Here is a 13,834-nt window from a genome sequence, read left to right as displayed (position 1 = left end):
AGGCCAGACCCTTCAAATGGACCAAGACTGCCGACCAGATCCTCGACCGCATCTGCCGCTACTGCTCACGCATCTCCGAACCAGATCACTAGTCCTTCGTCCGCACCGGCCGAGGCGGTCCACCTCCACCTCCACACCGGGGCGCGGTCGGCGAGGCCCATGTCCGGCTTTCAAGGAAACCTGAGTTCGGTTCAGGATCTTTTGCGGCTCGTTTCAGTCGGGGATCAGTACGGCCCGCCCACGGACCCCGCCGGAGCGGAGCGTGTCGATTGCCTCCAGGGCGCGGGACAGTGGGAACCGCTGGGTCGCGACCCTGACGGCACCGGAGCGCGCGAGGGCCACGACCTGCTCCAGATCGGGCCGTGTGCCCCAGAACGGCAGCGAGATCCGCAGTCCCGGAGGGAGTGCTCCCGGCTTGCGGACCGTCAGTTCCCCGCCACCGCTGCCGACGAGGGAGAGGACTCCGCCCGACCGCAGGACGCTCAGCCCCAACCGGAGCGTGGCGGAGGTGCCGACGAAGTCGAGAACGGCGTCGACGCCCGCGCGGGCGGTCCGCTTCCGCAGGACATCGGCCGTGTTTGCACGTACGACCGTCCCGAAGTGCGCGCCGCACTCGTCGGCGAGGGCGATCGCCTCCTCCCGTATGTCCACCGCGAGCACTTGGGCCGATGCGGTGGCGCGGAGGATCTGGACGGCCAGATGCCCCAGGCCGCCGATGCCGATGACGACCACACTCGCGCCGACGCCGACGCCGACACCAGCGTCGGCGAGCGCCGGCCGGATTCCGGTGACGGCGTGATACGAGGTGAGCCCGGCGTCGGAGAGCGGGGCGGCCTGGGTGGGGTCGAGGTCACCGACCGGTAGCAGGAGGCGCCCGGACGGCACGAGCAGGAAGTCGGTCAGGCCGCCGTCGCGCCCGAGTCCGGCACCGGTCCCGGTGCGTGCCTCGTCCCGCGCGGCGCGTCGGTCGCAGTAGTTCTCCGCGCCAGCCGCGCAGCGCCCGCACCGCCCGCAGCCCCAGGGGCCGTACACGACCACCCGCTCCCCGGTCCGCGGCCCGATGGCGTCCGGGCCCAGCTCTGCCACCCGGCCGGCGACCTCGTGCCCGAGGGTGAAGGGGGGCAGGTAGGGCAGGGCGTCGGGCTTCGCGGCGAGGACGTGCAGGTCGGAGCCGCACAGCCCGGCCGCCTCGACCCGCACCAGCACCTCCTCGCCCCTCGGTGCGGGGCGTTCCGCTTCGGTGACCACGGGTGGGCCGCCCCAGTGCGTCAGCCGGACCGCTCGCATTCCGCCCTCCTCGCGCCACCTGTTGACATGCGGGCCGTTCGAGCCCGGCCCTGCCGCTGGTCCTAGCCTCGCCGATGCTGGTAGCTACTGGCTTGTGCTCGTTCTTGCCGGGGTGTTTTCGGGGCTGACGAGGTTCGAACCGCAGCTATCGGTCATTGAAACCAGATTTGAAGTGAGTTAGGTTCCGCGGATCTCGCAGGGTTCGCTGGCCTGAAACCTCACTGGGCGGTGCCTCGTCGGTGGTTGCCCAGCCGGCCGGCAGCTTGAGGTGTCTTCCTGGACCGAGCATGGTTCCGCAGTCATGACCGTCAGGCTCAGCGTCGGCTGCGTCGGCAGCCGCAGGGCGTCGAAGCGAGAGTGAGGTCGCCGACGACCGGGCGGTGGAAGTGCTTCAGCTTCAGGCCGCTGTAGTGCAGGCGCACGTTGTGCCGGCTCAGGCGGCACGGAAGTCCTCGCTGCGGGTGACGAGTTCACCGATGAGGTCGGTCAGGGGTTTGTCGTGGGGGTTACGGCCGACTTCGGTGCGCAGCAGGGCGACGGTGTTGTTCATCGACCAGATATCAGCAATTTCCAGAGTTCCGGCGCTCGGCGGTGCCGGCGGGTGCCGTGGGCGGCCGGTCAGCCTACGTGCACTCGTGGGCGTCGGCTGCGGTTTCGTTCCGCCTCGCGCAGGACCTCTCGGGTGACGGGGGCGACTTCGCCCTGGCCGAAGAGGAAGAAGCGGAGGAAGTTGGCGAAGGGGCCGCCCTCGGTCCACTCGAAGTAGATGTGCGGTATGGCGCCGGTCGTGTCGCGGACGTGCAGGAGCAGGGCGGCCAGCGCGTTGGGGATCGAGGAGGATTCCAGTGTCAGTACGCGGTAGCGGTCGTGCATCACGTCGCCTCGGACGGTCAGGCCCGCTTCGAACTCCGAGGGGTCCGTGACCGTGACTTCCACGAAGATGAAGTCCTCGGGTGTGGGGACGTCGTTGTCGTGGCGGATCTGTTCGATCTTTTCGCGGTACTCGGTGATGTCGCGGTTGTCGGGCTCGTTGGCGATGAAGCGGATCTTGCGGTGGGCGGCGTCCCGTACGAAGCGTTCCGCCATGTCGTCCAGTTCCACGCTCGTCACGCGCAGTTCGAAGGCGCGGGCGAGGCGGGAGAGGAGGGAGAGGAGGATGATGCCGGCGATGAAGCAGGCGCCGATCTTCACACCGTCGGGGCGTTCGATGACGTTCAGGACGGTGGTGTAGAGGAAGACCGCCGAGATGATGCCGAAGGCGATGGTCCAGTTGCGCTGGCCGGCCTTGCGGGCGGCGATCGTCACCGCGATGGCCGCCGAGCTGATCAGGACCAGTACGCCTGTTGCGTAGGCGCCGCCCTGGGCGTTGACGTCCGCGTCGAAGATCCAGGTGACGAGGAAGCCGACGAGGGTGAAGACGATGACCATGGGGCGGACCGCGCGGGCCCAGTGCGGGGCCATGCCGTAGCGGGGGAGGTAGCGGGGCATCAGGTTGAGCAGGCCGGCCATGGCGGAGGCGCCGGCGAACCAGAGGATGGCGATCGTGGAGACGTCGTAGATGGTGCCGAAGGCGTTGCCCAGGTAGTCGTGGGCGAGATAGGCGAGGGCGCGGCCGTTGGCGTCGCCGCCGGGCTCGAACTCCTTCTCCGGGATGAGGAGGGTGGTGATGAAGCTCGTGCAGATCAGGAAGACGCTCATGATCACAGCGGCTGCGGTCAGGAGCTTCTTCGTGTCCCGGATGCGGCCCTTCGGATTCGCCTCCGTGTCGCCCGGGTCGCCCTGCACGTGTGGCATGACGGCCACGCCGGTCTCGAAGCCGGAGAGGCCGAGCGCGAGTTTGGGGAAGACCAGGAGAGCCACGCCGATCATGGCCAGAACGTTTCCGTGTTCGGCGGTCAGCGCGGTCGTCCAGTCGGTGACGACATGGCCCTCGGTGATCACGTGCCACAGGCCGGTCACCACGACCACGACGTTCAGCGCGAGGTAGGCGCCCACCAGGGCCACGGCGACGCCGATGGCTTCCAGGAAGCCCTTGAGGAAGACCGCGCCGAGCAGGGCGATGAGTATGAGGGTGATCAGGAGCTGCTTGTCGTGCAGGACGTCGGTCAGGTGGGGGTTCTCGATCAGGTGGGTGGAGGCGTCCGCGGCCGAGAGAGTGATGGTGATCAGGAAGTCGGTCGCCGCGAAGCCCAGCAGGGTCAGGACGAAGAGCTTGCCTTTCCAGAAGGTCAGCAGGCGTTCCAGCATCGCGATCGAGCCCTCGCCCCGGGGGCTTTCTTCCGCCACCCGTCGGTACACGGGCAGGGCGCCCGCGAGGGTGACGATCACGAGGACGATGGTTGCCACGGGGGAGAGGAGGCCGGCCGCCAATGCCGCGATGCCGGGCTGGTAGCCGAGGGTGGAGAAGTAGTCGACGCCGGTCAGGCACATCACGCGCCACCAGGGCTGGCCCTTGTGCGCGGGCTGAGGCTCGGCGTGCGGTCCGGTGTGGCCGCCGCCCTTGCCCATGTCGGACAGGCCCTCCAGCATCCACGCCTGCAGGCGGCTGGTACGGGTGCCCTCCGTGGCGGCCATGAACGCTCCTGACGTGCGGTGATACGAACGGTTCCGGCCATCGGGGGACCGCCGCAACAGCGTAAGCAAGGAGAGATGCCCGGGCTATGGGGAGCGGGCTCAGGAGGCGTCAAGACCGCGTTAAGGTCTGCGTCGGTCGCCGAGGGACGGGCGCTGCGGGACACCGTCGAGCCAGGGGAGCAGAGCATCAGGCGGTCGACCGGGTGGCGTCGGCGCTCCAGCGGGCGAGGACCGGTGCGCTCAGGGGCCGGGGGCGGTGAGGTAGCCGTTGGCATTATGTGACTGGGCGCCCCGACTTCCGGATCTCCTACGACCGCAAGCGGAGCGAGGGGCAAGCGACTTCTGCGCTCAACCGGTTCAGACCGGGCCGCCGACGAGCACTGATCGCCGCCGGCGGAGCCGCTGACTGCCGGGGCGGCTTCAGGATGCTCTGGCGAAGTCGCCAACCCCGTCCGCCGGTTCGGCCCGGCCGTGCTCGCGGGCGACACGCCCTTCCTGGCGGTGTACCTGCTGGCGCCACCGCTCGGGGCTCTGGCCGCCACCGTCGTCATCGACGACCTGCCCCCGCACCCGACGTGCGGACCGATGAAAGGCAGACTGTCCGCATGACCCTCCACTGCGCTGTGCTCGACGACTACCAGGGCGCCGCTCTGACTCTGGCGGACTGGAGCCCCCTCGCCGGTCAGGTCGAGGTGCGCACTCTCCGCGAGAACATCACCGACCGGGACCGGCTCGTGGCCGAACTCGCCGACTGCGAAATCGTCGTGATCATGCGGGAACGCACCCCCTTCGACGCCGGCCTCCTGCGCCGACTGCCCCGGCTGCGGCTGCTGGTGACCACCGGCATGCGCAACGCCTCCATCGACCTCGCCGCGGCCCAGGCCCAGGGCGTGGCCGTGTGCGGTACGGCGAGCAGCCCCACCCCGCCCGTCGAACTGACCTGGGCCCTCCTCCTCGGCCTCGCCCGGCACATCACCGCCGAGAACCGGGCCCTGCGCGAGTGCGGCCCCTGGCAGTCCACCGTCGGCCAGGACCTGCACGGCCGCACCCTGGGCCTGCTCGGACTCGGCAAGATCGGCACCCGGGTCGCACGCGTCGCCACCGCCTTCGGCATGGAGGTCCTCGCCTGGAGCGAGAACCTCACCGCCGAGCGGGCGGCCGAAGCCGGAGCCCAACTGGCCGACAGCAAGGAGGACCTGCTCCGCCACAGCGACTTCGTGTCCGTCCACCTCGTCCTGTCCGACCGCACCCGGGGCCTGCTGGGCGAGCCGGAACTACGCGCCATGCGCCCGCACGCTCGCCTCATCAACACCTCCCGCGCCGCCATCGTCGACCGACCGGCACTTCTGCGCGCCCTGCGGGAGGACTGGATCGCCGGAGCGGGCCTCGACGTCTTCGAGACCGAGCCCCTCCCCGCCGACGACCCCCTGCGCTCCCTGCCGAACGTGCTCGCCACGCCGCACCTGGGCTACGTCACCGAGCGGAACTACCGCACCTTCTACACGGAAGCGGTGGAGGACATCACCGCGTTCCTGGCTGGTACCCCGGTCCGCCGGCTGACGGGCGCCTGAGATCTTCTCCGGGCGCTCCGTCAACGGGCCGGTGGACGGGCCCGGTGCGCTGCGACAGGGGCAGGCCCGTGCCGCGGTGGGCGTGGGCGATGATCTCGGCGGTGATGGAGATGTCTTGGTGTGGGAGAAACAGCCGACTGACCCTAGGCGGACCTCACTCGCGGAGGCCGGCGGGATGCTCCCCCTGACGGTCGCCTACCAGCCGTCCTGGAGGTCGTCGTCCTCCCCGGCCTCCAGCAGGGTCGCCGCCTCGCCCACGATCCTCCGATCCGGTCGGCCGACCACCTCGTGGTCCTTGCCGGTGTAGTCGAAGCGCGCCAGCACGCTGCGCATGGCCTCTACGCGGGCCCGCTTCTTGTCGTTGCTCTTCACCACGGTCCACGGGGCCTGCTCGGTGTCCGTCTCGCGGAACATGGCGACCTTCGCGGAGGTGTAGTCGTCCCAGCGGTCCAGCGAGGCCAGGTCCATCGGGCTGAGCTTCCACTGCCGTACGGGATCGACCTGACGGATCGTGAAGCGGGTGCGCTGCTCGCCCTGCGACACCGAGAACCAGAACTTCACCAGGTCCACGCCGTCGTCGACGAGCATCCGCTCGAAGGCGGGTGCCTGCCGCATGAAGCGCCGGTACTCGTCGTCCGTGCAGAAGCCCATCACCCGCTCCACGCCGGCCCGGTTGTACCAGGACCGGTCGAAGAGCACGATCTCCCCGGCCGTCGGCAGATGCTCGACGTACCGCTGGAAGTACCACTGCCCGCGCTCGCGTTCGGTCGGCTTCTCCAGGGCAACCACCCGTGCGCCGCGCGGGTTGAGATGCTCGGTGAAGCGTTTGATCGTGCCGCCCTTGCCTGCCGCGTCCCGCCCCTCGAAGACGACGACCAGCCTGCGCCCCGACTCCTTGATCCAGCTCTGCAGCTTCAGCAGCTCGATCTGCTGGAGCCGCTTGTGCCAGTCGTACTCCCCGCGCTCCATGCGCTGGGCGTACGGGTAGTTCTCCCGCCAGGTGTCCACCGGACTGCCGTCGGGCCGGATCAGTACCGGGTCGTCGTGGTCGCTGTAGTCGACGCGCATGTCATTCAGCAGTTGGGTCATCTCTACTCCCCGGGAGAATCATTGGAACTGCGGCACGATCAGATAGATTTCGTACGCCACCGCGGCGCACGCAAGGAAGCACAGCCCGGCCACGCCGAGCCCCACCGCGTCGGTGCCCCGTCGCCCTCGCGAGCGGTTTCCGCGCGGGCCGGCCCCAGCACACCCAGGGCGAAGACGACGACCACTGCGACCGTGACTCCGGTACTCACCGCGGCGACCTCGCCGAGGGCGCTCCAGTCCAGCTGCATCGTTCGTACTCTCCTCGCTCTCCCTGACTCGGGCGGCTCAGGCGGCGGTGGAGACCTCTGTCGGCACCGCGCCGCGGACACTGACCTCGTGGGTCTCGTTGGCGTTGGACGCGTGTACCGGGTTGCGGCGCGACATGAGGATGATGAAGGCGGCCACGGCGAGGGCCGTGACGATGACGACTGCCACGAGGAACGTGATGTGGTCCATACCGTCGATGCAAGCAAGCTGAGGCGTACGGGCGGCGAAGCGGAGGCAAAGAGTACGCATGCGCGTGGTCATGCCACTACGAGTCTGGTGTTCCGGCGGGTGGTGCCGGGTTCTCGGCGCCGGCGCACATTGTGGGGTGCGGTCACTCTCCGTGTCGGCACTGTCCCGGGCAGCGCCTCAGCGCGGTGACCCATGTATGTCCTGGCGGTCACGCGGGAGCTGACCAGTGACCAGTTCGTAGGCGAAGTCGACTGTTTCGGTGAGGCGGTCGTCGGCCGTATGGCGGCCGAGTTCGGCAGTGAGGTCGGCGTCGAACTCGGAGGCGTGATCGGCGAGCACTGAGGGCGGTAGGAACGAGGTTGACCGGATGTGACCGGCGAGTTCGGGAATCGTCCAGTGGTGCTCGACGGCGTTGTGTGACCTGTGGGGGTGTCTCAGCCCCAAGGTGTCTCAGGCGGCGCAGCTCCCATAGACGAGACGTGTGGCGTCGCGGCCCCGTGCCGCAGCGGCCGCTCAGAGGTGGCCGTCCAGGAACTTCCGTACCTCGGCGATGGTCATAGGCCCCGTGCCGTGCGCCACCGCCTCTCCCTCCTTCAGCAGGACGTAGGACGGGGCTCCGGTGATCCCGTATCGCTCGGTTGCGGCCGGACAACGCGTGATGTCGGCGCGGACGGCCGTCAGGCGGCCTGTGTAGTCGTCGGCGATGCCACCCACGACGAGGTCCATCACCCGGCAGGGCTCGATTGCCTTGGGCCATGTCCCGGTGAAGTATGCGAGGACCGGAACTCCGCTCATCCCGAGGATGAAATTGAACTCCGCGTCCTCACGGGGTCGGTGAACCCGCTTCGCCATAAAAGCTCCTGACCTCACATTCCGTCATTCCATCCCCATCATCCCTCGCGCGGTGTGCCAGGCCGGCCCGGTCGGTCGTCCGGTTGACCTGTCGGAAGGGAGGCACGGGGCCGTCGCAGAACCACGGTGGTTTCCGGCGCGAGCGGCTCGGCACCCCGCCCCTGGTGACCCGACCTGGCCGCCCCGCCGGTCCCCCAGCTGCAGCCCGCCGCGCGCCCGTGGGTCAGCTCGTGACAGGACAGCGCCCTCCACGACGACATGAAAGCCGTTTTCCAGGGCATAACGTCCCAGATCACCGACCAGATACTCGATGAGCGGGCCGGTGCGCATCGTCCACCGGATCCAGTCGAGCCGTATCCGCCACCGCGCTTCTCAGAGACAGCGCCCCCGACGGGCTTCCCGAGGCCTTGTCCGGTCTTCACATCAACCCCCGGTCTCAGCTGGCTGATACCGCTCTTCCCCGGGCCGCATGAGCCGGCTGATGGCACCGAGAACGAGGCACGATTCCTGGACCGCTCGCGGACGCGGTCGTGGACGGTCGAAGTACGCGTCAGCTGACCCGAAGACCGACCGCCAGCGTCAGTTCAAGAGACCGACCGCCAGCGTCAGTTCAAGGACCCGGTGTGGCGATGCGAGATCCGGAAACAGCTCCCGCAGCTGCGACATCCGGTACCGGACGGTCTGGGGATGGACGAACAACGCCGCCGCCACCTCGTCCCGCCTGCCCTGGTGCAGCAGCCACGCCCGCAACGTCTCCTCCAGCCGCCGTGCGGTCGCGACAGGCAAGGTCCGCAACGGTGCGAGGGCTCGGGCACGCAGGTCTGCGAACGCGTCCACGTCGGCGCTCAGCACCAGCTCGGGCAGGTGGTCCTCGGTGTCGCGGATATCAGAGGAGAGGGAGCGCGCGCGTGCGGCGCGTGCGTACGAGGCGGACGCACGAGTCCACGGGCGGGCCGGGCCGACCACGGCGGTGCGGTCGGTCAGCTGCCGCAAGAGATGTGATCGGTCGGCATCGGGGACGAGCAGCACACCGAAGGCGTCCGGCAGATCGTCGAGGACGAGGGTGCTCGGGTCGAGCGCGCGGTAGGCAGGCCGGGCCTGGGCAGCGGGCAGCAGGACCGCGGTCAGTGAAACCGGAGGCTGCCACCCGGCCCGTTGAGCAGAGGCCAGCAGCACGTCCGGGCTCGCGCCGGCGAGGAGGTCGCGGGCCAGGTGTTCCAGGTGGCGCTCGTGGTCCCTGCCCCGGGCGGCCAGTTCGTCGGCGTGGCCCGCGGCGCTCGCGGCGGAGAGCTCGTCGATGTAGGCGAAGGTCAGCTCGGCGAACTTGGCGACCTCGGCGGCGGGCAGACCTGCGGGTACGGCACCCGCTGCCAGGCATCGCCAGGCCACGCGGGCGCCGACGCGGTAGGCGCTGAGCAGGGCGTCCATCGAACGGCCGTCGCGCACCTCGCCGCGGCCCAGCTCGTAGGCTGCGTCACCGGCGTCGCCGCCTGTGGCGTTCCCGCTTGCGCGGTCCAGGTAGTGCCCCAGGGCGGTGCGGACGGCTCGGCGGATGGTGGCGCCCATGTGGCCCGAAAGGGCGTTGGCGTAGGGAGGGACCTCGTCGATGATCGCCTGGACGACCTCGTCGGCGGTGGTCTTCAGCGCGGCCCGAAGTGCGGTGACCGTCGTCTCATCCAGGGCCAGTTCGCTGGCCCTCCGGATTGCATGGCTCACGTTTCTATTCCCTGCGAACAATTCAGCCAGCCAGATTTACGTCCTGCGGTCAGGACTTTACGCCTTGAGGCGCAGCAAGCTGGAGTCATGACGAGTACAGCCCTCCGCAGCAGGGCGTGGAAACTGCTGGAGATGGTCACGACGCCGCTGCTGCCGTCGGACTACCTCGACCTGGTCAGCCCGCTGCGTGCGGGCGCCGACCTGCGTGGGCGCATCGAGGCCGTGCACCCCGAGACGGGTGACGCCGCGACTGTCGTGATCAGGCCGGGACGGGGCTGGCGCGGCCACACAGCCGGTCAGTACGTGCGGATCGGGGTCGACGTCGACGGGGTGCGCCTGTGGCGTGCCTACTCCCTCACCTCGCCGACAAACCGCCAGGACGGCCGCGTCACGATCACCGTGAAGGCGATCCCGGACGGCAAGGTCAGCAACCACCTGGTCCGCAGGGCCAGACCGGGCACGCTGATCCAGCTCGACCAGGCGACCGGTGACTTCGTGCTGCCGCAGGCCAAGCCCGCCAAGGTGCTCTACCTGACGGCCGGCAGCGGCATCACGCCCGTGATGGGCATGCTGCGCGACACCGAGTTCGACGACGTCGTCATGGTCCACTGCGCGCCACAGCCACAAGACGTGATCTTCCGCAACGAACTGCACGACCTGGTCGCGGACAAGAAGCTGCGTCTCACCGAGGTGCACACCGCCACAGACGGCATGCTCGACATCGCCCGTCTCGACGAACTCGTGCCCGACTGGGCCGAGCGCGAGACTTGGGCTTGCGGGCCCGCGGGCCTGCTCGACGCCGCCGAAGAGCACTGGAGCGAGCACGGCGTACAAGAGCGCCTGCACACCGAACGCTTCCGCCCCAGCATCGCCGTCGCCGGCGACGGTAACGGTGGCGAGGTCACGTTCAGCACCACCGGCAAGACCGTCGACGCGGACGGCGCCACGCCGTTGCTGGACATCGGCGAGGAGGCCGGCGTGCTCATGCCCTCCGGGTGCCGCATGGGCATCTGCTTCGGCTGCGTCACGCCGCTCAAGGCGGGCTCCGTCCGCGACCTGCGCACCGGCGAGATCACCGAGGCCGAGCCGGGCGTCCTCATCCAGACCTGTGTGTCCGCCGCGGCGGGCCCCTGCGACATCGAACGGTAGGAGCACCTTGACCGCCATCGACCCCACCGCCCACCTGACCGCGGAGCAGATCGAGGAGCTTGGCCGCGAGCTGGACGCGATCCGCGACGAGGTGATCGCAAGCCGCGGCGAGAAAGACGCCGCCTACATCCGTAAGGTCATCTCGGCACAGCGCAAGCTCGAGCTGGTCAGCAGGGGCGTGCTGCTGTTCTCGATCTTCCCGCCCGCGTGGCTGCTCGGCACCGCCGGTCTGTCCGTGGCGAAGATCATGGACAACATGGAGATCGGCCACAACATCCTGCACGGCCAGTGGGACTGGATGCGGGACCCGAAGATCCACTCCACCACCTGGGAGTGGGATCACGTCTCGCCGTCCGAGCAGTGGAAGCACTCGCACAATGAGCTGCACCACACGTACACCAACGTGATCGGCAAGGACAACGACCTCGGTTACGGCATCATGCGCGTCGACGAGGACCAGAAGTGGCACCCGTTCCACCTCGGCCAGCCGCTGTGGAACTTCCTCAACGCCTGCTTCTTCGAGTACGGCATCGCGGCGTACGACCTGGAGCTCGGCAAGAACCTGCACAAGCGCCGCCGCAACAACCCGGAGTTCCGCGCGCGGGCCAAGGCCGTGGGCCGCAAGATCCGCAAGCAGGTCCTCAAGGACTACGTGATCCACCCGCTGCTGTCGGGCCCGTCGTTCCTCACCACGCTCGCCGCCACGTTCACCGCGAACCTGGTCCGCAACGTCTGGACCCACTCGGTGATCATGTGCGGGCACTTCCCCGAGGGCGTGCAGGTCTTCGAGCGCCGGTCGATCAAGGGCGAGACGCGCGGCCAGTGGTACCTGCGCCAGATGATGGGCTCGGCGAACATCAGCGGCAGCAGGGCCATGCACTTCATGACCGGCAACCTGTCGCACCAGATCGAGCACCACCTGTTCCCGGACCTGCCGAGCAACCGGTACGCCGAGGTCGCGGTGAAGGTGCGCGCGCTGTTCGAAAAGTACGAGCTGGAGTACGTCACCGGGCCGCTGCCCAAGCAGGTGTTCTCCGCGTGGCGCAAGGTCTTCCGGCTCTCGCTGCCGAACAAGAAGCCCAAGGCCAAGACGCCGGACCGCGAGCAGGAGCTCGTCGCGGCCTGATTCCCGGCATTGGTTCAGATCTTTCGGCCGTACCGGCGGCACCGCCGGGTTCGGTGAGATCCGTTGCGGACGGGGTGGGCAGCCGCGACATCAGACCGTACGACACGGGACCCGGGCAGCCCTGTTTCCGCCTGCGCTGCCTGGACGTGCGCCGCCCTGACGGACCCGACGGTCCTCGAGCCGGTGATCGCCGGTGTGACCGCGGGCTCAAAGGGACGGGCACAGTGTCGCCGGTCGGGCGCCTGTCCATGTGTGAGTGGGGCTGCCGCATGGACAGGCGTGACCGTGGGCCTCAAGCCGCTTCGAGGAAGGGGTAGTCGGTGTAGCCTTCCGCGCCCGGCCCGTAGAACAGTTCCGGCCGCGGCTCGTTCTCCGGGTGGCCACCCTGCCAGCGCTCGACCAGGTCGGGGTTGGCGATGAGAGCCCGGCCCACGACCACGGCATCGGCGTGGTCGGCCTCGATCTGCTGGAGCGCCTGCTCGCGGGTGGTCTGCCCCCCGAAGGGGCCGCTGTTGACGATCAGCTTGCCGTCGAAGCGCCGCCGCAACTCCTGTACAAGGTCGCCGCCCGGCTCGGTGTGCAGTACGGAGAGGTAGGCCAGGCCCAGCGGGCGCAGTTGGTCGAGCAGGGTGCCGTAGGTGGCCAGGACGTCGTCCCGGTCGGTCTCGAAGACGTCCCCGAGGTCGACCTCCGGCGAGATCCGCAGCCCGACCCGCTCGGCACCGACGGCCTGGGCGACCGCCGTGACGACCTCGACGACGAAGCGGGCACGGTTCTGCGGCGAGCCGCCGTATCCATCGGTGCGCTGGTTGGCCGCCGGGGAGAGGAACTCCTGGAGCAGGTAGCCGTTGGCGCCGTGGATTTCCACGCCGTCCGCTCCCGCCTCGATGGCCCGGCGGGCCGCGGTGACGAAGTCCTCCAGGGCTGCCCGGATCTCTGCGGTGGTCATCGCTTCCGGTACGGGGTAGGGCTGCTCGCCCTTCTCGGTGAACGTCTTGTTGTCGATGGCGATCGCGCTGGGGGCGAGGATGCGGCGGCCGCCGTTGATGTCGGGGTGGGTGCCGCGGCCGGCGTGCATGATCTGCAGGACGATGCGGCCGCCCTCGGCGTGCACCGCCTCGAACACCCGCTGCCAGCCGGCCGCCTGCTCGTCGGTGGCTATGCCCGGCTCGCCGACATACCCCTGCGACGCGTGGTCGGGGTAGGTGCCCTCGGTGATGATCATTCCGACGCTCGCCCGCTGCCGGTAGTACTCGACCATCAGGTCCCCGGGGATGCCGGAGGAGCCGGCCCGGACCCGGGTCAGCGGGGCCATGACGATGCGGTTGGCGAGCTCGATCTTCCCGAGGGCGACAGGGGAGAAAAGCGACGGAAAGGGCGAAACTTCTGAAGTGTTGACAGTCATGGGTTTCTTTCTGCAATACGGAGGGAAACGGGATGAAGGTTTGCGACGCAGGGGGTCCACGCTGTCCCGGCGGAGGCGCGGATGCGGTCCTCGGGCAGGCGTGGGCCCGCTGACGGTGACGCGGTTCCATGACCGCGATCGGGGTGTGAGTGGTGTTGGCGGCGAACGCGGTGAGAGCCGCATGCCGTCGGCGTCGGCGTCGGTCAAGCGCAACTGCCCGCCGGAGTACGGGCGTTCGCTCCTTGCGCACGATCAGCAGTCAGCCAGGTGACGAAGTCATGGGTGCCGCCGCCGGAGTCGGTACAGATCGGTGTCTGCAGGCCGCGCCGCGACCGACTCCCTCGACGCGCCCCCGCGAAGAGGACCGATACACGGCTTCACCTGGAACGCGCTTCCGGCGGTGGCGGGAACAGCGATCTCAGCGCTCCTCATTCTCACCGGCCTGAGGCACTTCCACCGGCCGATCGCCCATCGGACAGCCTGCTCCACGAAGGTGCGGGCCTAGTTGAGCGGCACGTCCGCGACGGCCTTGAGGTGGCTGAACGTCTCGAGGGAGTACCGGCCGTGGTAGCGGCCCATGCCGCTTTCGCCGACGCCGCCGAAAGGCAG

General features: G+C 69.1%; 11 protein-coding genes and 1 pseudogene. 4 read left to right on the top strand and 8 right to left on the bottom strand.

Going from position 1 to position 13,834, the window contains the following annotated elements:
* Positions 1–213 precede the first annotated feature (213 nt).
* Both ACFU53_RS41200 and ACFU53_RS41195 read right to left on the bottom strand, forming a co-directional pair.
* Entirely contained in the window at positions 214–1,287 is a 1,074-nt protein-coding gene (locus ACFU53_RS41200; RefSeq protein ID WP_384004718.1) for an NAD(P)-dependent alcohol dehydrogenase, read from the bottom strand.
* Between the two features lie 618 nt (positions 1,288–1,905).
* On the bottom strand, positions 1,906–3,861 hold the full coding sequence (locus tag ACFU53_RS41195; RefSeq protein ID WP_384004717.1) for an amino acid transporter: 1,956 nt from the start codon (positions 3,859–3,861) through the stop codon (positions 1,906–1,908).
* 605 nt (positions 3,862–4,466) lie between these two features.
* Between ACFU53_RS41195 and ACFU53_RS41190 the strand changes: the two genes are divergently transcribed.
* A complete protein-coding gene (locus ACFU53_RS41190) occupies positions 4,467–5,432 on the top strand; it encodes a D-2-hydroxyacid dehydrogenase family protein (protein WP_384004715.1) in 966 nt (321 codons plus the stop codon).
* A 195-nt stretch (positions 5,433–5,627) separates the two neighbouring features.
* On the opposite strand, the gene ppk2 is transcribed toward ACFU53_RS41190, so the two are convergent.
* The 3 genes and pseudogenes from ppk2 to ACFU53_RS41175 form a co-directional block, all read right to left on the bottom strand.
* A complete protein-coding gene (gene ppk2 / locus ACFU53_RS41185) occupies positions 5,628–6,521 on the bottom strand; it encodes a polyphosphate kinase 2 (protein ID WP_384004713.1) in 894 nt (297 codons plus the stop codon).
* Positions 6,522–6,539: 18 nt separating this feature from the next.
* A pseudogene (locus ACFU53_RS41180) lies at positions 6,540–6,769 on the bottom strand (hypothetical protein).
* 37 nt (positions 6,770–6,806) lie between these two features.
* Positions 6,807–6,977, bottom strand: a complete 171-nt coding sequence (locus tag ACFU53_RS41175; RefSeq protein WP_384004711.1) for a hypothetical protein — start codon at positions 6,975–6,977, stop codon at positions 6,807–6,809.
* 192 nt (positions 6,978–7,169) lie between these two features.
* Here ACFU53_RS41175 and ACFU53_RS41170 point away from each other — a divergent pair, with 192 nt between their 5' ends.
* On the top strand, positions 7,170–7,319 hold the full coding sequence (locus ACFU53_RS41170) for a hypothetical protein (RefSeq protein ID WP_384004709.1): 150 nt from the start codon (positions 7,170–7,172) through the stop codon (positions 7,317–7,319).
* Between the two features lie 171 nt (positions 7,320–7,490).
* Here ACFU53_RS41170 and ACFU53_RS41165 read toward each other — a convergent pair whose 3' ends face one another.
* Positions 7,491–7,829 carry a thioredoxin domain-containing protein gene (locus ACFU53_RS41165; protein WP_319235853.1) on the bottom strand — a complete coding sequence of 113 codons (339 nt, stop codon included), beginning with the start codon at positions 7,827–7,829 and terminating at the stop codon, positions 7,491–7,493.
* Between the two features lie 579 nt (positions 7,830–8,408).
* Entirely contained in the window at positions 8,409–9,545 is a 1,137-nt protein-coding gene (locus ACFU53_RS41160; RefSeq protein ID WP_384004707.1) for a helix-turn-helix domain-containing protein, read from the bottom strand.
* 87 nt (positions 9,546–9,632) lie between these two features.
* On the opposite strand from ACFU53_RS41160, the gene ACFU53_RS41155 reads away from it, so the two are divergent.
* Positions 9,633–10,694 carry a ferredoxin reductase gene (locus ACFU53_RS41155; protein ID WP_384004705.1) on the top strand — a complete coding sequence of 354 codons (1,062 nt, stop codon included), beginning with the start codon at positions 9,633–9,635 and terminating at the stop codon, positions 10,692–10,694.
* 7 nt (positions 10,695–10,701) lie between these two features.
* Complete coding sequence (locus ACFU53_RS41150; RefSeq protein WP_384004703.1) at positions 10,702–11,820, top strand: fatty acid desaturase family protein; 1,119 nt, start codon at positions 10,702–10,704, stop codon at positions 11,818–11,820.
* 292 nt (positions 11,821–12,112) lie between these two features.
* Here ACFU53_RS41150 and ACFU53_RS41145 read toward each other — a convergent pair whose 3' ends face one another.
* On the bottom strand, positions 12,113–13,225 hold the full coding sequence (locus tag ACFU53_RS41145; RefSeq protein WP_384004701.1) for an alkene reductase: 1,113 nt from the start codon (positions 13,223–13,225) through the stop codon (positions 12,113–12,115).
* Positions 13,226–13,834 lie beyond the last annotated feature (609 nt).

It is taken from the genome of Streptomyces sp. NPDC057474 (genome assembly GCF_042802555.1).
Classification (GTDB): Bacteria; Actinomycetota; Actinomycetes; order Streptomycetales; family Streptomycetaceae; genus Streptomyces.
The sequence above is the reverse complement of the archived record's forward strand: the minus strand, read 5'-3'. Positions and strand labels throughout refer to the sequence as shown.